Source organism: Pseudomonas sp. KBS0710 (assembly GCF_005938045.2).
Lineage (GTDB): Bacteria > Pseudomonadota > Gammaproteobacteria > Pseudomonadales > Pseudomonadaceae > Aquipseudomonas.
In genome coordinates, this window is sequence record NZ_VCCF02000001.1 from 4,889,220 (window position 1) to 4,912,862 (window position 23,643).

Annotated in this window: 16 protein-coding genes; 7 read left to right on the top strand and 9 right to left on the bottom strand. The window is 60.7% G+C overall.

What is annotated here, in order from left to right:
- Positions 1-33 precede the first annotated feature (33 nt).
- Positions 34-279 (bottom strand): hypothetical protein, encoded by a 246-nt coding sequence (locus FFI16_RS22395; protein WP_138816865.1) that lies wholly within the window; start codon positions 277-279, stop codon positions 34-36.
- Positions 280-537: 258 nt separating this feature from the next.
- Positions 538-2,121 (bottom strand): peptide chain release factor 3, encoded by a 1,584-nt coding sequence (locus tag FFI16_RS22400; RefSeq protein ID WP_138816866.1) that lies wholly within the window; start codon positions 2,119-2,121, stop codon positions 538-540.
- Between the two features lie 332 nt (positions 2,122-2,453).
- On the opposite strand from FFI16_RS22400, the gene FFI16_RS22405 reads away from it, so the two are divergent.
- The 5 genes from FFI16_RS22405 to FFI16_RS22430 all read left to right on the top strand — a co-directional run bounded on the left by FFI16_RS22405 (position 2,454) and on the right by FFI16_RS22430 (position 7,545).
- The gene (locus FFI16_RS22405) at positions 2,454-3,170 is read left to right on the top strand and encodes an ABC transporter permease (RefSeq protein ID WP_025856261.1); all 717 of its coding nucleotides are present in this window, start codon (positions 2,454-2,456) and stop codon (positions 3,168-3,170) included.
- A 20-nt stretch (positions 3,171-3,190) separates the two neighbouring features.
- Complete coding sequence (locus FFI16_RS22410; RefSeq protein ID WP_138816867.1) at positions 3,191-4,087, top strand: glycine betaine ABC transporter substrate-binding protein; 897 nt, start codon at positions 3,191-3,193, stop codon at positions 4,085-4,087.
- A gap of 11 nt (positions 4,088-4,098) precedes the next feature.
- Positions 4,099-4,752: an ABC transporter permease gene (locus tag FFI16_RS22415; protein WP_027604864.1), complete on the top strand. Its 654-nt coding sequence runs from the start codon at positions 4,099-4,101 to the stop codon at positions 4,750-4,752.
- Entirely contained in the window at positions 4,749-5,906 is a 1,158-nt protein-coding gene (locus FFI16_RS22420) for a betaine/proline/choline family ABC transporter ATP-binding protein (protein WP_053131666.1), read from the top strand. Before FFI16_RS22415 ends, FFI16_RS22420 begins: the two co-directional genes overlap by 4 nt.
- Before the next feature lie 475 nt (positions 5,907-6,381).
- Positions 6,382-7,545 (top strand): type III PLP-dependent enzyme, encoded by a 1,164-nt coding sequence (locus FFI16_RS22430; RefSeq protein ID WP_071485924.1) that lies wholly within the window; start codon positions 6,382-6,384, stop codon positions 7,543-7,545.
- A gap of 145 nt (positions 7,546-7,690) precedes the next feature.
- Here FFI16_RS22430 and FFI16_RS22435 read toward each other — a convergent pair whose 3' ends face one another.
- From FFI16_RS22435 to FFI16_RS22445, 3 genes are all read right to left on the bottom strand, one after another.
- A complete protein-coding gene (locus FFI16_RS22435; protein ID WP_138816868.1) occupies positions 7,691-9,175 on the bottom strand; it encodes a M10 family metallopeptidase C-terminal domain-containing protein in 1,485 nt (494 codons plus the stop codon).
- Between the two features lie 193 nt (positions 9,176-9,368).
- Entirely contained in the window at positions 9,369-10,124 is a 756-nt protein-coding gene (locus FFI16_RS22440) for a tetratricopeptide repeat protein (protein WP_138816869.1), read from the bottom strand.
- A 6-nt stretch (positions 10,125-10,130) separates the two neighbouring features.
- Positions 10,131-10,811 carry a Fe2+-dependent dioxygenase gene (locus tag FFI16_RS22445; RefSeq protein ID WP_138816870.1) on the bottom strand — a complete coding sequence of 227 codons (681 nt, stop codon included), beginning with the start codon at positions 10,809-10,811 and terminating at the stop codon, positions 10,131-10,133.
- 205 nt (positions 10,812-11,016) lie between these two features.
- Here FFI16_RS22445 and FFI16_RS22450 point away from each other — a divergent pair, with 205 nt between their 5' ends.
- Positions 11,017-13,302, top strand: coding sequence for a TonB-dependent siderophore receptor (locus tag FFI16_RS22450; RefSeq protein WP_138816871.1), 2,286 nt, complete (start codon positions 11,017-11,019; stop codon positions 13,300-13,302).
- Between the two features lie 136 nt (positions 13,303-13,438).
- A complete protein-coding gene (locus tag FFI16_RS22455) occupies positions 13,439-15,964 on the top strand; it encodes a sulfite reductase flavoprotein subunit alpha (protein WP_138816872.1) in 2,526 nt (841 codons plus the stop codon).
- 131 nt (positions 15,965-16,095) lie between these two features.
- On the opposite strand, the gene FFI16_RS22460 is transcribed toward FFI16_RS22455, so the two are convergent.
- From FFI16_RS22460 to ptsP, 4 genes are all read right to left on the bottom strand, one after another.
- On the bottom strand, positions 16,096-17,637 hold the full coding sequence (locus tag FFI16_RS22460; RefSeq protein WP_099548346.1) for an alkaline phosphatase: 1,542 nt from the start codon (positions 17,635-17,637) through the stop codon (positions 16,096-16,098).
- 189 nt (positions 17,638-17,826) lie between these two features.
- On the bottom strand, positions 17,827-19,545 hold the full coding sequence (locus tag FFI16_RS22465; protein ID WP_138816873.1) for a PTS fructose-like transporter subunit IIB: 1,719 nt from the start codon (positions 19,543-19,545) through the stop codon (positions 17,827-17,829).
- Between the two features lie 11 nt (positions 19,546-19,556).
- Positions 19,557-20,498 carry a 1-phosphofructokinase gene (gene pfkB, locus FFI16_RS22470; protein ID WP_138816874.1) on the bottom strand — a complete coding sequence of 314 codons (942 nt, stop codon included), beginning with the start codon at positions 20,496-20,498 and terminating at the stop codon, positions 19,557-19,559.
- Positions 20,499-23,357 (bottom strand): phosphoenolpyruvate--protein phosphotransferase, encoded by a 2,859-nt coding sequence (gene ptsP / locus FFI16_RS22475; protein WP_138816875.1) that lies wholly within the window; start codon positions 23,355-23,357, stop codon positions 20,499-20,501. It lies immediately after the preceding gene.
- Positions 23,358-23,643 lie beyond the last annotated feature (286 nt).

The following is a 23,643-nucleotide window of genomic DNA, read 5'->3' on the forward strand; positions in this document are numbered from 1 at the left end:
TAGTTCCGTTCTCGGGTTTATGCCAATCAGGCCTCACGTATCGCCGTCATCGTAGGTTTCGCTGTCCTCACCTTCGTTATAGGGGTTTTCTTGATCTTCCTTGGGGGCCGGTTGAGCCTGGGGCTGCCAGCTGCCGGAGTTAACTTCCTTCTGCTTTTTCTTGGTGACCGGGCCAGTGTCTTTCCACTGTGGCGTGCCGGTATCCGCCAGCGCCGCTGTACCGGCCAGGCTCAAAGCCGCCAGCAGCATCAGCTGGACGGCACGTTGAGTTATACGCAAGGTCGCCTCCGGATCCGTCGGTGAATGGGTGAAGTATTTGAATACGCTAGTCCGGATGAGGGGTTCTCGCCAATGGCCCGGACAGATGAAGATCAAAATGTGGGAGCGGGCTTGCTCGCGAATACGGTGTGTCAGTCACCAAATGTATAGACTGATCAGCCGCCTTCGCGAGCAAGCCCGCTCCCACATTTGGTTTTCAGCGCCCACAAAAAAGGGCGAAGCCATGACAGCTTCGCCCTTTGATGTACCGCGCAGACCTTAGTGGTGTTCGCGCGTCGCGCGGAATTTCACATCCGGCCAACGCTCTTCCATCAACGCCAGGTTGACCCGGGTCGGCGCCAGGTAGGTCAGGTGACCACCGCCGTCGATCGCCAGGTTTTCCACGGCTTTGTTGGAGAACTCTTCCAGCTTCTTCTTATCGCTGCAATCGATCCAGCGCGCGGAATACACGGTGATCGGCTCGTAGGAGCATTCGACCTTGTATTCCTCCTTCAAACGGCTGGCGACCACATCGAACTGCAGCACACCGACGGCGCCGAGGATGATGTCGTTGCTGCGCTCGGGGAAGAACACCTGGGTGGCGCCCTCTTCGGCCAATTGCTGCAAGCCTTGACGCAGTTGCTTGGACTTGAGCGGATCGCGCAGGCGTACGCGGCGGAACAGTTCCGGGGCGAAGTGCGGGATACCGGTAAAGCCCAGGGCTTCGCCTTCGGTGAAGGTGTCGCCGATCTGGATGGTGCCGTGGTTGTGCAGGCCGATGATGTCGCCGGCGTAGGCTTCTTCGAGCTGTTCACGCTCAGAGGAGAAAAACGTCAGGGCGTCGCCGATGCGTACATCCTTGCCGGTGCGCACGTGGCGCATCTTCATGCCTTTTTCGTATCGGCCGGAGCAGATGCGCATGAAGGCGATCCGGTCGCGGTGTTTGGGGTCCATGTTCGCCTGGATCTTGAACACGAAGCCGGTGAATTTCTCTTCGACCGGTTCCACGGTGCGCTCGTTGGCAACCCGGGCCAGGGGCTTGGGCGCCCAATCCACCACGGCGTCGAGCACGTGGTCGACACCGAAGTTGCCCAGAGCCGTACCGAAGAACACCGGCGTCAGTTGGCCGTCGAGGAATTCCTGCTGGTTGAACTCGTGGCAAGCGCCCTGCACCAATTCCAGCTGGTCGACAAAACGGTCGTACTCGTCACCCAGGTGAGCGCGGGCTTCGTCCGAGTCGAGCTTCTCGATGATCTTGGTTTCGGTGCGTTCGTGACCGTGGCCGGCGGTGTAGACAATGATGTAGTCGTCGGCCAGGTGGTACACGCCCTTGAAGTCGCGGTAGCAGCCGATCGGCCAGGTGATCGGCGCGGCCTTGATCTTCAGGACCGCTTCGATTTCATCCAACAGCTCGATCGGGTCGCGAATGTCGCGGTCGAGTTTGTTGATGAAGCTGACGATGGGCGTGTCACGCAGGCGGCACACGTCCATCAGTGCGATGGTACGTGGCTCAACGCCTTTACCGCCGTCGAGGACCATCAAGGCCGAGTCCACCGCGGTCAGGGTGCGGTAGGTGTCTTCGGAGAAGTCTTCGTGGCCCGGGGTGTCGAGCAGGTTGACCATGTGGTCGCGATACGGGAACTGCATGACCGACGTGGTAATGGAAATACCCCGTTGCTTTTCCATCTCCATCCAGTCGGATGTCGCATGGCGGTCGGATTTGCGGGATTTCACCGTGCCGGCCACAGCGATTGCCTTGCCCATCAGCAACAGCTTCTCGGTGATGGTGGTTTTACCGGCATCGGGGTGGGAAATAATGGCGAAAGTGCGGCGTTTCGCGACTTCGGCGGCCTGGTGGGTCATGGGAAATCGCCTGGCAGGTGAGTCAAAAAAGGGCGGCGAGTATAGCGCAAACCCAGGGAGCCGGACCACCGTTCACCCGATTGGGGGTGGCTAAATGCTGCCAAGTATGGAACCTTTTAAAAGGTAGAGACGTCCACTCCCCTGCTACCGCACTCGGAACAGGGGCTGAAAAATCAGCAAGTTAGCCTGACGAGGCTGCGCTCATGGCTCGATCGCATACCGCGTTGCCGGTATCGGCGAGCTGCTTTTCGCGAACCTATTCGCCGACAGCCAGGAATGGCATTGCCGCCGGAGAATGTGTTCGCCGACAAAAGAAAAAAAGGAGTCCGCCTGTGGCTATTCGCTATGGCAAAGGGCTGATAGGAGGTGCGGTTGTCGTCGCGCTCCTGGCCCTGCTGGTCCACTGGATCGGCATCAACACGATCGAACTGTACCGCGACGATTTGTTGTTTTACCTGCAAGCACACCTGATCCTCGTTCTAGTCTCCATGCTGGCCGCCCTTGTTGTGGGCATCCCCGCCGGTATCCTGCTCAGCCGACCGAACATGGTCGGGCGCGCAGAACGCTTCATGCAGATCTTCAACATCGGCAACACCGTCCCTCCCCTGGCCGTACTGGCCATCGCCCTCGGCGTCCTCGGCATCGGCAGTGGCCCGGCCATCTTCGCGTTGTTCCTCGCCTCGTTGCTGCCCATCGTGCGCAACACCTACGAAGGCCTCAAAAACGTTCAAGGCTCACTCAAAGAAGCTGCCACCGGCATCGGCATGACGCCGCGCCAGGTGCTGTTTCGGGTGGAACTGCCTAACGCCGTGCCGATCATCATCGGCGGCGTGCGTGTGGCCCTGGCGATTAACGTCGGCACCGCACCGCTGGCGTTCCTGATTGGCGCCAACAGCCTGGGCAGCCTGATTTTCCCCGGCATCGCCCTGAACAATCAGCCGCAACTGCTGCTCGGCGCCGCGTGTACCGCGCTGCTGGCATTGCTGCTCGACGGTCTGGTGACCATGGCCAGCCGCCTCTGGCTGGAACGCGGGTTGCGTCCGTCTTAAGGCTTGGCAAAGGAAATCACATGAAAAAACTGACCTTGATATTGAGCTGCGTCCTGCTGTTTGCAGGCTTTGCGCAAGCCGCCGAAAAACCGGTAATTCGTATCGGCGCCCGGGTGTTCACCGAACAGACCCTGCTCGCCGAAATCACCTCCCAATACCTGCGCACCAAGGGCTACGACACCCGTGTGACCGGCGGCCTGGGCAGTAACCTGGCGCGCAGTGCCCAGGAAAGCGGGCAGCTGGATTTGATCTGGGAATACACCGGCGTGTCGCTGGTGGCTTACAACCACGTCGATGAGAAGCTCGACAGCGAACAGTCCTACGCTCGAGTGAAAGAACTCGACGCGAAAAAAGGCCTGGTCTGGCTCTCGCCCTCGCACTTCAGCAATACCTACGCTTTGGCGCTGCCCGAGAACGTGGCCAAAGAGTTCCCGCAGATCAACAGCATCAGCGATCTGACTCAAGCCCTCGCGGAAAAATCCAAAGAAAACCGCCTGGTCGCACTGGACACCGAGTTCGCCAACCGCTCCGACGGCCTGGCGGGCATGGTCAAGCTGTACGACATGAACCTCACGCGCAAAAACACCCGGCAGATGGACGCCGGCCTGGTCTATACCGCGCTGCGTAATGGCCAGGTGTTTGCTGGCTTGGTCTACACCACCGACGGTCGTCTGAATGCTTTCAAACTGAAGCTGCTGGAAGACGACAAGCACTACTTTCCGGACTACACCGCCGCGCCCGTGGTGCGTCAGGTTTACCTCGACGCTCACCCGCAACTGGCCGCCGACCTCAAGCCGCTGGCCGACCTGTTCGACGACGAAACCATGCGCCAGCTGAACGCGCGGGTCGACGTCGACCATGAAAGCCCGTCCGCTGTTGCCGCCGATTTCCTGCGCCAACACCCGATCAATCAATAAGAGGAGAAGACATGGAATTTTTAAACGCCTTTTCCCATCTTGACTGGGCCCAGGTCCTGCACCTGACCTGGCAGCACATCACCCTGGTCGGCATCGCGGTCATCCTGGCAATCGTCGTGGGCGTGCCCCTCGGCGTGCTGATGACCCGCTTCCCGACCCTGGCCGGCCCACTGCAAGCCAGCGCCACGGTGTTGCTGACCGTGCCGTCCATCGCGCTGTTCGGCCTGCTACTGCCGTTCTACTCCAAGTTCGGCCAGGGCCTGGGGCCAATGCCGGCGATCACCGCCGTGTTCCTCTACTCACTGCTGCCGATCATGCGTAACACCTACCTGGCGCTGACCGGCGTCGAGCCGGGGATTCGCGAAGCCGCCAAAGGCATCGGCATGACCTTCGGCCAGCGCCTGCGCATGGTCGAACTGCCGATTGCCGTGCCGGTGATCCTCGCCGGTGTGCGCACCGCCGTGGTGATGAACATTGGTGTGATGACCATCGCCGCCACCATCGGCGCCGGTGGCCTGGGTGTACTTATTCTGGCTTCCATCAGCCGCAGCGATATGTCGATGCTGATCGTTGGCGCCGTGCTGGTCAGCCTCCTGGCCATCTTCGCCGACCTGCTTCTGCAATGGCTGCAACGCTCGCTGACTCCAAAAGGACTGCTCAAATGATCGAACTTCAAAACCTGACCAAGACTTTTCAAAGCAACGGCAAGACTGTCTCCGCCGTGAACGACGTAAGCCTGACCGTCAACGAAGGCGAGATTTGCGTATTCCTCGGCCCGTCGGGCTGCGGCAAGAGCACCACGCTGAAAATGATCAACCGCCTGATCAAGCCCACCTCGGGCAAGATCCTGATCAACGGCGAAGACACCACCGACCTCGACGAAGTGACCCTGCGCCGCAACATCGGCTATGTGATCCAGCAGATCGGCCTGTTTCCGAACATGACCATCGAAGAAAACATCGTGGTGGTACCCAAGCTGCTCGGTTGGGACAAGCAAAAGTGCCACGACCGCGCCCGCGAGTTGATGAGCATGATCAAGCTGGAACCCAAACAGTACCTGCATCGCTACCCGCGTGAACTCTCGGGCGGCCAACAACAGCGTATCGGCGTGATCCGCGCGCTGGCGGCCGATGCGCCGCTGCTGCTGATGGACGAGCCGTTCGGCGCGGTCGACCCGATCAACCGCGAGATGATCCAGAACGAGTTTTTCGAGATGCAACGGGCGCTGAACAAGACCGTGATCATGGTCAGCCACGACATCGACGAAGCCATCAAGCTGGGCGACAAGATTGCGATCTTCCGCGCCGGCAAGCTGCTGCAGATCGACCACCCGGACACGCTGCTGGCGCACCCGGCTGACGAGTTTGTGAGTAACTTTGTTGGTCAGGACAGCACCCTCAAGCGCCTGCTCCTGGTGAAAGCCGAAGATGCCGCGGACAACGCCCCGTCGGTGAGCCCGGAAACCCCGGTGGCCGAAGCCCTGGAGTTGATGGACGAGACGGACCGCCGTTATGTGGTGGTCACCTGCGCCGAGAACAAGGCACTGGGTTATGTACGACGTCGCGATCTGCACCGTCAGACCGGTACATGCGGCCAGTACCTGCGCGAGTTCAACGCCACGGCGGCGTATGACGAGCATTTGCGCATCCTGCTGTCGCGCATGTATGAGTTCAACCGTTCGTGGTTGCCGGTGATGGACGCGGAGCGGGTGTTCCTCGGTGAAGTGACCCAGGAGTCGATTGCCGAGTACCTGAGTTCCGGTAAGTCGCGTGGGGGCAAGACCAGCATTGTGTCGCCGGCCGAGACAGCACTCGCATGACCTGAAACGCTGCGGTCAAAACGTGGGAGCGGGCTTGCTCGCGAAGGCGGAGTGTCAGTCACCGGATGCATTGGCTGATACACCGCATTCGCGAGCAAGCCCGCTCCCACATTGGGTCTTCACTGTGCCTGAAACACCTCAAATTGCCCCATCCGGGGAACATCAATCCGTCACACCTGTCGGTTACATAAGTAGCTGCACGTGACCTCGCGACGAACGCGTGCAAAAACGCGACATTTTTAGTTGATCTATGGCCCCTCACGTCCTAAAGTTCGCGCCGAACGTCCATGCTGGAAACGATCCATCCGGCTCAAGTACTGACGACGAGACAGCAAGGCCAAGGGAAGCGGTAATTCCCATGGCCTTTTTGCTTTCGGCGACATGCCTTGGGAAGTAGGCGAACCAAAGTGGGGATACGGAGGACGTTCATTTGCACCCATTGTTTATTAAAGTTTGCCCTTAGGAGTTCCCCAGCATGTCGATCAACGTCGAAGATTATTTCGCGCGCGCCACTTTTGACAAAATGAAGGCGTTCGCCGACAAGCAAGAAACCCCGTTCGTGGTGATCGACACCGCGATGATCAGCCAGGCCTACGATGACCTGCGCGCCGGTTTCGAATTCGCCAAAGTTTATTACGCGGTCAAGGCCAACCCGGCCGTCGAGATCATCGACCTGTTGAAAGACAAGGGCTCGAGCTTCGACATCGCCTCGATCTACGAGCTGGATAAAGTGATGGACCGTGGCGTGAGCGCTGACCGTATCAGCTACGGCAACACCATCAAGAAATCCAAGGACATCCGCTACTTCTACGAGAAAGGCGTGCGCCTGTTCTCCACCGACTCCGAAGCCGACCTGCGCAACATCGCCAAGGCCGCGCCGGGTTCGAAAGTGTATGTGCGTATCCTCACCGAAGGCTCGACCACCGCTGACTGGCCTTTGTCGCGCAAATTCGGCTGCCAGACCGACATGGCCATGGACCTGCTGATCCTCGCCCGTGACCTGGGCCTGGTGCCTTACGGCATCTCCTTCCACGTCGGCTCGCAACAGCGCGACATCAGCGTGTGGGACGCGGCGATCGCCAAGGTCAAAGTGATTTTCGAACGCCTGAAGGAAGAAGACGGCATCCACCTCAAGCTGATCAACATGGGCGGCGGCTTCCCGGCCAACTACATCACCCGCACCAACAGCCTGGAAACCTACGCCGAAGAAATCATTCGCTTCCTCAAGGAAGATTTCGGCGACGACCTGCCGGAAATCATCCTGGAGCCGGGCCGTTCATTGATCGCCAACGCCGGTATCCTGGTCAGCGAAGTGGTGCTGGTTGCGCGTAAGTCGCGCACCGCTGTCGAGCGTTGGGTATACACGGATGTGGGCAAATTCTCCGGCCTGATCGAAACCATGGACGAAGCCATCAAGTTCCCGATCTGGACCGAGAAGAAAGGCGAGATGGAAGAAGTGGTCATCGCCGGCCCAACCTGCGACAGCGCCGACATCATGTACGAAAACTACAAGTACGGCCTGCCGCTGAACCTGGCGATTGGTGATCGTTTGTACTGGTTGTCGACCGGTGCGTACACCACCAGCTACAGCGCGGTTGAGTTCAACGGCTTTCCACCGCTGAAGTCTTACTACGTGTAAGAACGCTGCACACAAAAAACCCATGACATGTCATGGGTTTTTTTATGAGCTTCTACATTTCAACGATCTTCGCGCACGTGCCGCTCATCGCTTTGCTGACTTACAGACAGTTCAAGAGCACACAGCAAGGCGCTGCCTGATGGCATCAGACAACAATGTCTTCATGCCGCACTATTCCGCGGACATTAATGTGCATATCCATTTTGCCATCTCCCGTAGTGTCCATCCTCAACAGCGTCTGCTGCGCGGTGCGGTTGTAATTCACAAGCACATCACCGGGCTGGGTGAAAAACGTCGGGTTATTTGGGTTTTGCGGTTTTTTGTGTTGAAGCCGCAGCCTGGAAACGAGGTTCAGCACGCCTGATTGTCGGCGCATACCGGAAAGGTCGATCTTGTCCGTGCCGCTGACAAAATCCATCACCACATTCGGCTTACCGCTGGAGGTGGCGTCAAAGACGAAGGTGTCCGCACCTTCCCCGCCCCACATTTTTGCCCCCCCACTGCCGCCATACAAAACGTCACGGTCCTTGCCGCCGCGCAGAATATTGAAGGCGGCATTGCCGATCAGCGTATTCTTGCCTTTACCGCCCCTGGCTTCCTCAATCGTGACGCCCTGAGCGATGCCAACATTACGCTGCAACCCGCCGACTGAAGAAAGAGCCCCCTCATTGAGGTTTATCGTCTGATCTTGAGTGAATTCAGAAAAATCGAGGGTGTCCCAACCGCCACCATCCCACACCGCGAACAGCGGTTGATCTTGGGAAGTTTTCAAGCTGTAGTGCTCGCGATCGGTGTTGGAGTTGAAGCCGTACGTTGTATTGCCTTTGCGGGTGGAATGGTTGGCACCGTAGATTGATTGGACTGCCTGCATATCGTCGATCATCAGGCTGACTGCCTGCGGGCCATCTCCAGTGGCACCTATTGTAGGCGCGTTGTAGCTCATGACCGTGTAGTTCCTAAAATTCTCCATGTAATGGAAGAATTCATCTACTTCATCTTTTTCAAAATGCGTATGACTTAAGCCAACCGCATGCCCTAATTCATGCAACAAGACTCCACGCCAAAGCTCATCACTGGTGGCGTCCACATCAGAGTCGGACCGGTTACCCAACTTGGCCCTCTGACCCTGATGTTGCAGCCAGATGCCTCCCTGCTGCTCGGGATGGTCTAGATCTGGCTTAATGGCAAAACCTAAATCTGGGTAGTTTTTATCACGAGGAACGAACACTCTGTAGGTCAGATGTCCCTCACCCGTGCCACGGCCTTTCTCGGTGAACGTTACATTGGCAACATCTGCATATTCCTGATGCGCCTTCCTGATAAACTCCTGTTGTGACAGGGTCAGGGGTATGAGGTCGACATTGTAGCCACTGTCTTCACGCTTAAGCTCTTCAAAATTAGATGGTTCGTCATCGGTAAATTCATAAGTAAGCTCAACCTTGCCATTATGGTTACTGTCATTCCAGCGACTGCCATCTCGGTTAAGATGAGCCGCAACCTGTGCACTGGTCAGCGAAGGAAAGGGTAGCCCTAGTATCCGCTTATTCGTCTCTCCTCCACGTTTACTTTTTTCGAGGACTTCTTGAACGATCTCATATCCTGTAGGGACGGGGCGCTGATTGACTCGCATAATAAAAAACACTCTAGAGATTTATCGCTGGAGCTGCCTCACAGCATCCTCCAACGGAAGGTAAACACGAGGCATAAATTTGCCATGAGTTAACTCAGAGAGTTGTCAGCCTTGTCCTTAGGAAGAAGTGCAAAACGAACTTTAGCTGTAGCTCGCGCGCACTCATTAAGGTAGGAAAAAGTAACCATGGCGCTTACTCGCACGACAACTCGAGGGCGCGCAGACGGTAGTCATCCGCCAGTGCTCGAATGCGTGGGTGTGCAGCCTGTACCAGCGCCTTGTCTGCTACCCGCAAAAACTTGAGATTTCCGCCGGCCAGCGCCTTGTGCAACCAACCCAGCGCCTCCTCGATCTGGCCTCTGTCAGCCAGCACCGCCGCATAGCTGAACTGCCCACGAAAATCTCCGCCTTCAGCTGAGCGTCGATACCACGCCACGGCCGCCTCCAGATCCTGAGGGCAATACTGCCCGTCTTCCAGATACCGCCCCAGCAGGTTCATCGACTTGGCGTGGCCCTGCTCTGCCGCCAGCCGATAAAACGCCAGCGCTTGCGGCCGGTCTTCAGCGATACCTCGGCCGGTGGCCAGCAGATTCGCGTAGTTGTACTGGCCCCAATCCAGCCCAGCTTCTGCCGCCAGGCGATAATTCTGCGCCGCCGCGGCTTCATCGACGGCGCAGCCCCAGCCATGCTCCAGGCAGCGACCGGCCATATTGCGCGCCATCGAATGCCCGGCATGGGCCGCGATCTGGAACCAGCGCAGCGCCAGCGCTTCATCGCGTGCAATGCCGCGCCCTTCCAGCAGGATTTGCCCGAGCAACGCTTGAGCGTCGACCACGCCTTCCCTGGCTGCCATCAAAATCGCCTGGGCGGCACGCACCGGGGAGTCGTCGAGCATGCTTTGCAGTTGCTCGACGTTGAGCACTTCTTCACGGCGCAATAAAAAACCCATGCTTACTTACACCTCAACCCAGCGGCGCAGCAGGTTGTGGTAGGTGCCGGTGAGCTGGATCAGCGCCGGGTGGTCGGGTACGTCACGGGTCAGTTGCTGGATGGCGCCGTCCATCTCGAACAGCAAGGTGCGCTGGCTGTCTTCGCGCACCAGGCTTTGGGTCCAGAAGAATGAGGCGTAGCGCGTGCCACGGGTCACGGCGTTGACTTTATGCAGGCTGGAGCCGGGGTACAGCACCATATCGCCCGCCGGCAGTTTTACCCGTTGCAGGCCGAAAGTGTCCTGAATCTCCAGTTCGCCGCCGTCGTATTCCTCCGGGTCGCTGAAGAACAGCGTGGACGACAAATCCGTGCGCACCCGCTCGTGGCTGCCGCGCGCCTGGCGCACGGCGTTGTCGATATGGAAGTCGAAACTGCCACCGGCCGTGTAGCAGTTGAGCAACGGCGGGAAGACTTTGTGCGGTAACGCCGCTGACATAAACAGCGGGTTGTTCCATAAACGCTCGAGCATCGCCGCGCCGATTTCCTTGGCCAGCGGGTGGCCTTCGGGCAATTGCAGGTTGTGTTTGGCCTTGGCGGATTGGTGCCCGGCGGTGATTTTACCGTCGGCCCACTCGGTGTTTTCCAGGGCTTGGCGAATGCGCAGCACCTCCTCGCGAGAGAACAGGCCGGGAATATGCAGCAACATGAGGCAATACCTGAAAACAGAGAGGGCCAATGGTATTGATTCTTATCCGCCCTGTAAAACACGGCAGACGAATGAGTTTGTAAAAACCGTAAGGCAAAAGTGTAAAGAATGTAAATTCAGTGCGAATAGTAATGTATCGCAATTGATAGAAAGTCTTGTTGACCCTATATTCCGCGGCCTCACCTCCTTGGGGAAAGGACTCGTTATGTCGCGCACTCTTCTAAAAAAACCTGCCAGTTCACCACGCATGCTGGCTTCGGCCATCGGCGTTGCACTCAGTGCCAGCTCTGCCGCCCAACTGGCGCAAGCGGCCGAAAGCACCGAACAAAAAGGCGAGCGCAACAGCATCTCCCTGGGCGCCACCAGCATTACCGGCCAGGAACAGGACAACACCTCCTACCAGGTCGAAAAAGCCTCATCGCAAAAGTACACCGCGCCGCTGGTGGACACCCCGCGCTCGGTCACCGTGGTGCCGCAGCAAGTGTTGAAAGACACCGCAGCCACCTCGCTGCAGGATGCCTTGCGCACCGTACCGGGCATCACCTTTGGCGCCGGTGAAGGCGGCAACCCACAGGGTGATCGCCCGTTTATCCGTGGTTTCGACGCCCAAGGCGACACCTACCTGGATGGCGTGCGCGACACTGGCGGCCAGAGCCGTGAGACCTTCGACATCGAATCGATCGAAGTCAGCAAAGGCCCCAACTCCTCGTTCGGCGGTCGTGGCTCGGCCGGCGGCAGCATCAATTTGGTGAGCAAGACGCCACAGGCGCGCGACTTCACCAACGGCGGCTTCACCTACGGCTCCGACCAGACCCGCCGCTACGCGCTCGACGTGAACCGTCAGTTCCTCGACAACGCCGCGTTCCGTTTGAACCTGATGAGCCACGAGCAGAATGTCGCCGGCCGCGATGTGGTCAACTACGACCGTTGGGGCGTGGCGCCGTCGCTGACCTTCGGCCTGGGCACACCCACCCGCGTCAACTTCAGCTACTACCACCTGGAAAGCAACGACCTGCCGGACTCGGGCATTCCGTATGGCTACAGCTCGCCGACCGCCACTGCTCACGGGCATGACAAACCCACCGACGGCGGCGACAGCAACAACTTCTACGGTTTGAAAGACCGCGACTTCCGCAAGACCCGCGCCGACATCAGCACGTTCTCCATCGAGCACGACCTGAACGACAACATGACCCTGAAAAACACCCTGCGCCATGGCAGCACCGGCCAGGATTACGTACTCACGCAGCCGGATGACAGCCAGCGCAACGTCAGCCGTTTCGGCACCGTGTGGCGCCGCGCCAACACCCGCGTGTCGACCACCGACACCACCACCAACCAGACCGATCTGTTCGGCAACTTCCAACTGGCGGGCATGAAGCACTCGTACTCCACCGGCCTGGAATTCACCGGTGAAGAAACTCGCGTCAGCGGCTACACCGTCAGCCCGAACAGCAACCCGACCTGCACCGTGGCCAAAGGCAGCCTCGGCGGCCAGTGCACCTCGCTGAGCAACCCGACACCGGATGACGCCTGGACCGGCAGCGTGGCACGCAACTACCTGGGCACCAACACCAAGGCCACCAGCCGCGCCGCCTATGTGTTCGACACCATCGAGCTGGACCCGAAATGGCTGCTGAACGTCGGTTTGCGTTACGACACCTTTGATACACAAGCCAACACCAACGCCGCAGCCGGGCGCAGCAAGCTCAAGGACGACAGCCAGTTCTTCAACTGGCAGGCGGGCCTGGTCTGGAAGCCACTGGAAAACGGCAGCATCTACACCTCCTATGCCACGTCGGCGCAGCCGGTTGGCGGCCTGGTGGGTGAAGGGCAAGAAACCAATGGCTTCGTCACCGGCATCAACACCAGCGACCTGAAACCCGAAGAGACCGTCAACTACGAACTGGGCACCAAGTGGGACCTGTTCCACAACCGCCTGTCGTTGACGGCAGCAGTGTTCCGTACCGAGAAGAAAAACACGCGAATCCTGGTGGACTCCAATACTTTCGAAAACGGCGGCGAATCCCGTGTCGATGGCCTGGAACTGTCGGCCAGTGGCAAGCTCACCGATCAATGGCAAGTGTTTGCCGGCTACAGCTACCTGAAAAGTGAACTGGTCGACCCGGGCAAGATCGGCAACCGTCAAAACGTGGTGTCGGCAGGCTCCAACAAAGGCAACCAAATGCCTAACACGCCGAAGAACACCTTCAGCCTGTGGACCACTTACGACATCACGCCAAAACTGACCATCGGCGGCGGCGCGTTCTACGTCGATCAGGTGTACGGCGACCCGGCCAACACCGTGTACGTACCGGCCTACACCCGCTACGACGCCATGGCCAGCTACAAGCTGACCAAGAACGTCGACCTGCAATTGAACGTGCAGAACCTGACCGACAAGACCTACTACGACAAGGCCTATGCGGCGCACTTCGCCAACCAGGCCGCCGGTCGTACGGCGCTGTTGACCACCAGTTTCCACTTCTAAACGCGGTCAACGTTCAGCCAGAAGCCCCATGCATCGGATGCGTGGGGCTTTTGCGTGCAAAACAGAATATTTCTCGTTAACCCACGGCATAATGCGCGCCGTGACAACACCATCCAGATGAGCGAGGCGGTCCGACGTGTTGAAGAAAACCCTGTTCCAGTTGCACTGGTTCTTCGGCATCACTGCCGGGCTAGTGCTGGCGTTGATGGGGATGACCGGGGCTACGGTCTCATTTCAGGATGAAATTCTGCGGGCGCTGAACCCCACAGTCTTGAAGGTCGAAAAACGCGAAGCCGGTGTGCTGCCGCCCGCCGAACTGGTGCGCAAGCTTGAAGCCACCGAAGGCAAGACCGTATCGATGCTGTGGGTGGAAAGCGACAGCGGCAACGCCGCGCGCGTGTTCTTCACCGCCCCGCCGGGCGAACGTCGCGGCCAGATGCGCTACTTCGATCCCTACACCGGCGACTACATGGGTGACGCCGTCGGCCAGGATGTGTTCGGCTTTATATTGCAACTGCACCGCTTCCTCGCCATGGGCGAAACCGGCCGCAACATCACCGGCGCCTGCACCCTCATCCTGGTGTTCTTCTGCCTCTCGGGCCTGTACCTGCGCTGGCCGCGCCAAGTGGCAAGCTGGCGCGCCTGGCTGACACTGGACTGGCGCAAGAAAGGCCGCAGTTTCAACTGGGACCTGCACTCGGTGTTCGGCACCTGGTGCCTGCTGTTTTATCTGTTCTCGGCGCTCACTGGCCTGTATTGGTCCTACGACTGGTACAGCCAGGGCTTGAACAAACTGATGTCCGACGCGCCGCAAAACGAGCGCCTGCGCAAACGTGGCCCGCCGCCCGAAGGCCCGGCGCCGGTGGCCAACTATGATGCGATCTGGAGCAGTATCTACGCCAACGCCGGCCCCGGCTTGAGTGCCTACAACATCCGCATGCCGGCCGTCGCCGGGCAGCCGGCCATCGTGTATTACCTGCTCAACTCATCGCCCCACGACCGCGCGCTGAACCAGATCAACCTGGACCCGGCTACCGGCGAGGTCAAAGCCCACGACCAGTACGCCAGCAAGACGCTCAAGTCCCAATTGCTCACCAGCATTTATGCACTGCACACCGGCAGCTACTTTGGTTGGACCGGGCGAATCATCCTCACCCTCAGCTCGCTGATGATGCCGCTATTCTTTATCACCGGCTGGCTGCTGTACCTGGACCGTCGCCGCAAAAAACGCCAGGTGCGCGACGCCCGCAAAGGCCTCGGCACCAACCACAGCGATGCACCGGCCTGGCTGATCGGCTTTGCCAGCCAGAGCGGTTTTGCCGAGCAGCTGGCGTGGCAAACCGCCGGGCAATTGCAGGCCGCCGGCTTGCCGGTGAAGGTGCAGCCGCTGGGCAGCGTCAGCCAGGACGACTTGAGCCAATCGCAGCATGCGCTGTTCGTGGTCAGCACCTTCGGCGACGGCGAAGCCCCGGACAGCGCCCGCGGTTTTGAGCGCAGCGTGCTCGGCCAGGACCTGTCACTCAAAGGCTTGAACTACTCGGTGCTGGCCCTGGGTGATCGCCAATATGAACACTTCTGCGGCTTTGCCCGGCGCCTGCATTTCTGGCTGACCCACCAGGGCGGCACGCCGTTGTTCGCGCCGGTGGAAGTCGACAGCGGCGACAGCGAAGCGCTGCTGGTCTGGCAACAGCAACTGGGCCAACTCACCGGCCATGCACCGGCAGCGACCTGGCAAGCGCCTCAGTTTGAAAACTGGACCCTCAGCCATCGCACCCTGCTCAACCGCGACAGCGCCGGCTCGGACGTCTACCTGCTGGGCCTCACACCGCCTGCGCCGCAAAGCTGGCTGGCCGGCGACCTGGTGGAAGTACTGCCGCGCAATTGCCCATGGGCCATCGAGCATTTCCTCGCCGGCCTCGGCCTGGCCGGCAGCGATGGCGTACTGATCGACGGCCTGGCGCAAACCCTTAACCAGGCACTGGCCAGCCGCCAACTGCCGGACAACCGCGCACACTTGGTGGGCTTGCACGCACAAGCGCTGGTCAACGCGCTGGTGCCCTTGGGCATGCGCGAATACTCCATTGCCTCGATCGCCAGCGACGGCGTGCTGGAGCTGATCGTGCGCCAGGAGCGACACCCCGACGGCAGCCTGGGCCTGGGCTCCGGCTGGCTGACCGAACATGCCGCCATCGGCTCCGGCATCAGCCTGCGCCTGCGCCGCAACAGTGGCTTCCACTTGCCCGAAGCGCCGGTGCCGCTGATCCTGCTGGGCAACGGCACCGGCCTGGCCGGCCTGCGCAGCCTGCTTAAAGCGCGCATTGCCGATGGCCAACAGCGCAATTGGCTGCTGTTCGGCGAACGCAATATCGCCCACGACTACCTGTGCCAGGACGAGCTGCAAGGCTGGCTGGCCAGCGGAGACCTGGCCCTGCTGGACCTGGCGTTTTCCCGCGACCAGGCAGAGAAAATCTATGTACAGGACCGCCTGCGTGAGTCAGCGGATGTACTGCGTCGATGGCTCGCCGAAGGCGCCGCGATTTATGTGTGCGGCAGCTTGCAGGGCATGGCCACGGGTGTGGATCAGGTGCTGCATGAGGTGCTGGGCAGCGAAGCGGTGGAGCGCTTGATCGAGCAGGGCCGCTATCGTCGGGATGTGTACTAAGATTTTTTAGACACTGAAAACCAATGTGGGAGCGGGCTTGCTCGCGAAAGCAGTGTGTCAGTCAATGCATTCGGTGACTGACACTGCGCTTTCGCGAGCAAGCCCGCTCCCACATTTGATTGCATTGCAGGTCAGGCGGGCTGCAGCTTTTGCTCGAACACCGAGACCCCATCCAGGTCGCGCAGGATCACGGTCAACTCCGCCGTCTGCCCATCAATCTGCACCTCACCAAAAAACTGAAAACCGGCAAACGGCGAGGTGTTCTGCGCAGGCGGAGCCTTCTGGAACACCACCTCCGGCCCAAAGGTCTTGTCCAACTGATTAGGCCCAAAGCTCCCCGCATTCAGCGGCCCCGCCACAAACTCCCAGAACGGCTCGAAATCCTGGAACGCCGCGCGGTCCGGGTGGTAATGATGCGCCGCGCAGTAATGCACATCCGCCGTCAGCCACACATGGTTGCGCACCTGCTGCGCACGCAAAAAGCCCAACAGCTCGGCAATTTCCAACTCACGCCCCTGGGCCGGGCCTGGGTCGCCGTTGGCGATGGCTTCCCAACGCGGCACGCCGGGGCTGACTTCGCCGTCAGGCACGCCGAGGCCGATAGGCATGTCGGCGGCGACGACTTTCCACTGCGCCTGGGAGGCCTTGAGTTCGCGCTTGAGCCAGTCCAGTTGCTCACGGCCCATAAAAGGTTTTTCGCCGCCCAGGTTGTCGTCGTTAGGCCCGCGATAGCTGCGCATGTCCAGCACGAACACATCCAGCAATGGCCCGTAGCTGAGCTTGCGATAGATGCGCCCACCGCCATCGGCGCTCTGGCGGCGCATCGGTGAATATTCCAGCCAGGCCTGGCGTGCGCGGCCAACCAAGGTGTTGATGTCCTTGGTCTGGTAACGCTCATCGAGCACCTTGCTCGGCGACCAGTTGTTGATCACCTCATGGTCGTCCCATTGCCAGATCTGCGGTACTTCGGCATTGAAGCGGCGCACGTTTTCATCCAGCAGGTTGTAGCGGTAATTGCCGCGATATTCGTCGAGGGTTTCGGCGACTTTGCTTTTGGCTTCGGTGGTGATGTTGCGCCAGATGCGCCCGTCTTCAACGGTCAGTTGCGCCGGCACCGGGCCGTCGGCGTAGATGGTGTCGCCGCTGTGGATAAAAAAGTCCGGCAAGCGCAGGCGCATGGCTTCGTAAATGCGCATGCCGCCGATGTCCGGGTTGATGCCGAAGCCCTGGCCGACAGTGTCGCCGCTCCACACAAAACGGATGTCACGACGCTGCTGCGGCACGCTGCGCAAGTGGCCGAACCACGGCTCGCTGGCGACGCCGGTCTGGGCGTCTTCAAAGTGCACACGGTAGAAAATCGCCTGATCGACCGGCAGCCCGGTGAGTTCGACGCGAGCGGTAAAGTCGGTGCGGCTGTCGGCCAACGGCGAGATGAATTTTCGCGGGTTGCTGAACACGCTGCGGGTGTCCCACTCCACCACCATCTTCGCCGGGCGGTCGCTGCGGCTCCAGATCATCGCGCGGTCGCCCAGCAGGTCGCCGGACTGCACGCCGTCGGTGAGTTGCGGGCGGTCTTTGACCGAGGCGATCACTGCCGGCGCCAGGCCCGGCAGCAACAACCCGGCGCCAACGGCTTGCATCACGCGGCGACGGCCGAGATCGAAGTGGCTCATGCAGGTGCCCTCTTGAGTATCAAAAGGGCAACTTAAACACGGGAGCATGAAGCCCGTGTGACACCGCCCACAGGCAATGAAGATCAAATGTGGGAGCGGGCTTGCTCGCGAAAGCGGTGTGTCAGTTACAGATGTAGTGGCTGACACACCGTATTCGCGAGCAAGCCCGCTCCCACATTTTGAACAGTGTCAGGCCTTGGCTGAAGTGACCGACAGCTCCACTGCCTCCGGGCGCTTGATCAGCGCATACACCAACCCGGTCACCAAGCTGCCCGCCACAATCGCCAGCAAATACAGGAGCGCATGGTTCATCGCATTTGGAATCACCAGCACAAACAAACCACCATGGGGCGCGGCGAGTTTGCAACCGAAATACATCGACAACGCGCCAGTCAACGCGCCACCGGCGATGCTGGACGGGATCACCCGCAGCGGGTCTTTGGCCGCAAACGGAATCGCGCCTTCAGAGATAAAGCACAGGCCCAGGATCATCGCAGCCTTGCCCGCCTCGCGCTCGGTCTGGGCGAACTTTCGCCGCGCCAGCAAGGTGGCGATGCCCATGCCAATCGGCGGCACCATGCCGGCGGCCATGGTCGCCGCCATCGGTGCGCCGCTGGACGCGGCCAGCAGGCCGACCGAAAACGCATACGCTGCCTTGTTGATCGGCCCGCCCAAATCCACACACATCATACCGCCCAACAAAATGCCCAGCAGCACCGCATTGGTGGTGCCCATGGTGCTGAGAAAATCCGTCAGCCCCGTGAGCAACCGCGCCACGGGCGGGCCGACCAGATAGATCATCGCCAGGCCGGTGAACAAGCTCGCCAGCAGCGGGATGATCAGGATCGGCTTGAGCGCCTCCAGGCTTTGCGGCAATTGCACCGCGCGGGTGATCAGCTTGACGCAGTAACCGGCCAGAAAACCGGCGAGGATGCCGCCGATAAACCCGGCGCCCAAGGTGCCCGCCAGCAAGCCGCCGATCATGCCCGGCGCTAGGCCCGGACGGTCGGCAATCGAGTAAGCGATATAGCCCGCCAGCAACGGCACCATCAGCATAAAGGCTTGATCACCGACGGTTTTGAGTGCGGCGGCCAAGGTGCCTTTTTCTTCAAAAGCATGGATGCCGAACACAAACGACAAGGCGATCAGCAGCCCGCCCGCCACCACCATCGGCAACATGAACGACACACCCGTGAGCAAGTGTTTGTACACGCCGGTTTTTTCTTTTTTGCCGACCGCACCGCTGGCGGCGTTTTCTACCGCGCCTTCGGCCAGTGCCTTGTTGAGCGTGGCCTCGGACTGCTTGAGGGCGATGCCGGTGCCACAGCGGTAAATCTTCTTGCCGGCGAAACGCTCGGTGGCGACTTCGATATCCGCCGCCAGCAACACCACATCGGCATCGGCGATGGCCTGCGCGCTCAACGGCGTGCGTGCGCCCACCGAACCCTGGGTTTCGACCTGCAAGTCATAACCCAGGCGCTTGGCGGTTTGCTGCAAGGCTTCTGCGGCCATGAAGGTGTGGGCCACGCCGGTCGGGCAGGCCGTGATGGCGACGATGCGCGGGGCATTCTTCGCCGCCACCGGCGCTTGGCTGGCGACGTATTCCTGGGCCTCTTCGGCGCCACGGCGCAGCACCGCGTCGACATCCGCCAGCGCCTGGGCCGGCGTGCTCTGGAAGACACGCTTGCCGACAAACCGCTGCATATCTACCGGCGTGCTGCTGACCAGCAACACCCACTCGGCCGCATCGATAGTCGCTTGGGACAACGCCCGCTCCGGGCGCTGCACATCCACGACTTCGGTGCTGGTGCTCCAGCCTTGGCGCTGCGCGGCGGCGTCCAACAAGCGGGCGCACAGCACACTGGTGACCATGCCGTTCGGGCAGGCGGTAACAATGGCTAACTTCATTACAAACCCTCTTATTGTTCTGTCAGCGTGCGCACATGGACGCCGCTTTCGAGGCGCGCCAACTGCGCGTCATCGCTGATGCCAAAACCGATCTGCGTGACCGCCATGGCGGCAATCGCCGTGGCCCGGCGCAAGGTGGTTTCCGGTAGATCAAAACTGAGCAAGCCGTGCAGCATCCCGGCCAGCAGCGAGTCACCCGCACCCACTGTGCTGGCGACGCTGACCTTGGGCGGCGTGGCCTGCAGCGCGGTGCCCGGGCTGAACCAGTTCACACCGTCGGCGCCGTGGGAAACCACCACATGCTCCACGCCTTGAGCATGCAAACGCTCGGCGGCCTGGGCCTGTTGTGCGATGGAGTCGGTGGCGCAATCGAGGGCTTCGGCGAGTTCTTCGGTGTTGGGTTTGATCAACCACGGGCCGGCCTTGATGCCGGCGCGCAAGGCTTCGCCGCTGGTGTCGAGGGCGACTTTCAAACCGAGGCCTTTCAACTCGTATATCAGTTCCTGAAACCACTGCGCGCTGACGCCACGCGGCAAACTGCCGGCGACCACCACCGCATCGAATTCAGGGCCGATGATCGCGACCATTTTGAGCAGTTGTTTTTGCGCCTGCTCACTCACTAACGGCCCCGGCGCATTGATGTCGGTGACCCGACCATCCTGCTCGGCAATCTTGATGTTGCTACGGGTTTCACCCGGCACGCGGATGAACGCGTCGCCAAACCCGCGGCTGGCGATCAGTGCCTCGAAAGCCTCAGGGTTTGACGCGCCGAGAAAGCCGCCCACGCTCACGTCATGCCCGAGGTCCGCCAGCACCTGGGCGACATTCACGCCCTTGCCGGCAGCATGGGTCAGCAGGGTTTCGCTGCGGTTGACAGCACCCGGTTCCAGGTGTGCCAGACGTACCGTAAGATCCAACGCCGGGTTCAGCGTCAGGGTTAGAATCTTCGCCATTTACACGGCCTCCACTAGGGCTCGCACTTCGGCGGGCGAGCCCACCACGAGCGCTTTTTGCGCCAGGCCCTGGGCCTCGCTCAGACTGAATTCACGCACCCGCGCCTTCACTTCCGGAATGCTGCGGGCCGACACACTCAACTCATCCACACCCAGGCCGACCAGCACCGGCACCGCTAACGGGTCTGCCGCCAGTTCGCCACACACACCGACCCATTTGCCATGGGCATGGGCGGCGCGCACGGTGATGTCGATCAATTGCAGCACGGCCGGGTGCAAGCCATCGGCCTGGGCCGACAGGGTTGGGTGGCCACGGTCGATGGCCAGGGTGTACTGGGTGAGGTCGTTGGTGCCGACGCTGAAAAAGTCGACTTCTTTGGCGAGTACCGGCGCGAGCAAGGCGGCGGACGGTACTTCGATCATGATGCCCAGCTGCAAGTCGGCCACCGGGATTTCCAGGCGCAGGCGCTCGGTCATATCGCGGGCGGCACGCCATTCATCGACACTGCCGACCATGGGAAACATGATGCGCAGCGGGCGGTTGTCCGCCGAGCGCAACAACGCACGCAGTTGCGCCTCCATGATCTGCGGGCGCTGCAAGGTCAGGCGAATACCGCGCACACCGAGGAACGGGTTTTCTTCCTCGGCAATCGGCCAATACGGCAGCGGTTTGTCGCCGCCCACATCCAGGGTGCGCACCACCAGCGGGCGACCGCCGAGGCCGTCGAGCACGCGGCGGTATTCGGCTTCCTGGGTGGCTTCATCCGGTGCTTGCGGGTGAGCCATGAAAATCAGTTCGGTGCGCAGCAGTCCGATGCCTTCGGCGCCCTGCTCCACCGCCGCCGCAACGCCGGCGCTTTCGCCGATATTGGCGAACACTTCCACGGCATGCCCATCGCGCGTCAGGGCCGGTTCATGGCGCTGGGCCGAGGCCGCTTGCAGGCGCTGTTCGCGGGTGTCGCGCTCGACCGTGGCGCGTTGCAGCGTGGTCGCGTCGGGGTCGACATGCAGGCGACCGCGCTGGCCGTCGAGCAATAGCTGCGTGCCCGCAGCCAGCAGCAACACCGCCGCGCCGGCGCCGACCAACGCCGGAATGCCCAAGGCACGCGCAACGATGGCACTGTGGGCCGTGGCGCCGCCACGGGCGGTGAGGATGCCGGCGACGCGGGTGGGGTCCAGGCGTGCAACGTCAGAGGGGCCGACTTCATCCATCACCAGAATGTAAGGCTCGCTCGGCTCCTGAGCGGTTTCAAGGCCGCACAATTGCGCCAGCACCCGGCGGCCAATATCACGCAGGTCGGCGGCGCGCTCGGCGAGCAAGGCATCCTGCAGCGACTCTTGCTGCTTGGCGGCGGCTTCGATCACGCTCATCCACGCCGCTTGCGCGCTCTCGCCTTGCTTGAGGCGCGTGTCGACTTCGTCGGTCAGCTCCGGGTCGTCGAGCATTTCCTGGTGAGTGATGAAAATCTCGCGGATCGCCTTGGATTGGCTGCGCTCGATCAAGCCCTGGATATCCGCGCGCACCTCGGTGAGCGCGGCGTGCAGGCGCTGGCGCTCAATGGCCGCAGACTCGCCGCGCAGCGGGTAATCGAAAACCTGTTGGGTCTGGATATGCGCCGGGCCGATGGCAATGCCAGGCGCGGCGGCGATGGCCTGGACCTGACTGCCGGACACGGGCGCGCTGATCGCAGGTTCAATTTCAAGGATGGCGGGCTGGGCACTGGCGGTCGGCAGCGGCTCGACTTCTTCGCCAAGGCCTTGCTCCACCGCCGCCAACAGCGCTGGCAATGCATCATCGGCAATCGCAGGTTCTGCGACAAATTCCAGCACCTGGCCGCGACGGGCGCCGAGGCTCAGCAACTTACTCAGACTTTTTACCGACACCGCGCCTACCGGGCCATCCACGATGCGCACGCGGATATCGCCGTCAAAACTTTTCGCCAACTGCGCGAGGATCTTCGCCGGCCTTGCATGCAAACCATGGGCATTGGCCAGGGTAATGCGCGCACTCGGCCAGTCCGGCGGCAGTTCACCGCCGAGTACTTCAAGCACTGCACGGCTGCTGGTAGCACGGCCCAATTCCTGGCCGCGCCCTTCAATCAACAACGCGCACAGGCGTTCGAGCAAGGTCTGATGAGCTTCCCCAAGGCTGGCCAGGCAAAACAGGCCATTGAGGGGCTGGCCGAGATAGCGCATCGGTTTGTCCGGCGTCACAAACGCAAGGCCAGGGCGCTTCACCGTCTGCTCGCTGTGCAGCCACCACAGGCCATCGCCCAACGGCAGCGCGTCGACTTGCTGCAACACGGCGGCGAAACCATTACTCACGCAATCGGCCTGACGCAACAGGCGTGCGCCGCGCCAGACCAACTCTTCGAAATCGTCGGCCGACACGCCCAGGCTGATCATCTGCGCATCCAGTGCCAGTTCCTGTGGTGCGCCTTGCAGCAGTTTCAGCAAGGCTTCGGCGGAGCCGGCACGCCGCAGCGCCTGGCCCAGGTCGGTTTCACCGAGGGCGCGGGTGAGCAGTTGCAGCAGGCGCAGGTGTTCATCGGATTTGGCCGCGATACCAATCGCCAGGTAGACGATCTGGCCGTCGCCCCAGTCCACCCCTTCGGGGAACTGCAGCAGGCGCACACCCGTGGAAAACACTTGGTCGCGGGTTTCCGGGGTGCCATGAGGGATGGCAATACCTTGGCCGAGAAAGGTCGAGCCTTGGGCTTCACGGGCTTGCAAGCCGCTCAGATAACCCTCGGCGACCAGGCCATCGGCCACCAGTTTGTCCGCGAGCAGGTGCAAGGCAGCAGATTTATCCACGGCCACCTGGCCCATGGAAATCTGCTCTACAGTGAGCTCAAGCATGCCGTTCTCCTAGTTAGTGCACTGTGGGCACTAGGTATTGTTTTGAATAAATCAGCGCAGGCGCGTTCAAAAATAGCTGACTGAGTGGTCAATTGGCAGTAGTCACTCAGTGGCGAACATCGTAAAAATACGCTTGCTGAAACGTTTAATCTAGAATTTATGGCAGATTAAGCGCTAATTATGCAAGCTTGAAGGACCACTCGGCGCTTGAGCTCAGACAATAGTCGTGTGCAGGAATCGGTTACGATTGGACAAAATGTCGGGGCAAGCTCTAAAAAACAAGGAA

Excerpts from the sequence above, each read along its gene's own strand:
- FFI16_RS22400 (WP_138816866.1), bottom strand. The coding sequence starts at position 2,121 with ATGACCCACCAGGCCGCCGAAGTCGCGAAACGCCGCACTTTCGCCATT.
- FFI16_RS22410 (WP_138816867.1), top strand. The coding sequence starts at position 3,191 with ATGAAAAAACTGACCTTGATATTGAGCTGCGTCCTGCTGTTTGCAGGC.
- FFI16_RS22415 (WP_027604864.1), top strand. The coding sequence starts at position 4,099 with ATGGAATTTTTAAACGCCTTTTCCCATCTTGACTGGGCCCAGGTCCTG.
- FFI16_RS22420 (WP_053131666.1), top strand. The coding sequence starts at position 4,749 with ATGATCGAACTTCAAAACCTGACCAAGACTTTTCAAAGCAACGGCAAG.
- FFI16_RS22430 (WP_071485924.1), top strand. The coding sequence starts at position 6,382 with ATGTCGATCAACGTCGAAGATTATTTCGCGCGCGCCACTTTTGACAAA.
- FFI16_RS22435 (WP_138816868.1), bottom strand. The coding sequence starts at position 9,175 with ATGCGAGTCAATCAGCGCCCCGTCCCTACAGGATATGAGATCGTTCAA.
- FFI16_RS22440 (WP_138816869.1), bottom strand. The coding sequence starts at position 10,124 with ATGGGTTTTTTATTGCGCCGTGAAGAAGTGCTCAACGTCGAGCAACTG.
- FFI16_RS22445 (WP_138816870.1), bottom strand. The coding sequence starts at position 10,811 with ATGTTGCTGCATATTCCCGGCCTGTTCTCTCGCGAGGAGGTGCTGCGC.
- FFI16_RS22450 (WP_138816871.1), top strand. The coding sequence starts at position 11,017 with ATGTCGCGCACTCTTCTAAAAAAACCTGCCAGTTCACCACGCATGCTG.
- FFI16_RS22460 (WP_099548346.1), bottom strand. The coding sequence starts at position 17,637 with ATGAGCCACTTCGATCTCGGCCGTCGCCGCGTGATGCAAGCCGTTGGC.
- FFI16_RS22465 (WP_138816873.1), bottom strand. The coding sequence starts at position 19,545 with ATGAAGTTAGCCATTGTTACCGCCTGCCCGAACGGCATGGTCACCAGT.
- pfkB (WP_138816874.1), bottom strand. The coding sequence starts at position 20,498 with ATGGCGAAGATTCTAACCCTGACGCTGAACCCGGCGTTGGATCTTACG.
- ptsP (WP_138816875.1), bottom strand. The coding sequence starts at position 23,357 with ATGCTTGAGCTCACTGTAGAGCAGATTTCCATGGGCCAGGTGGCCGTG.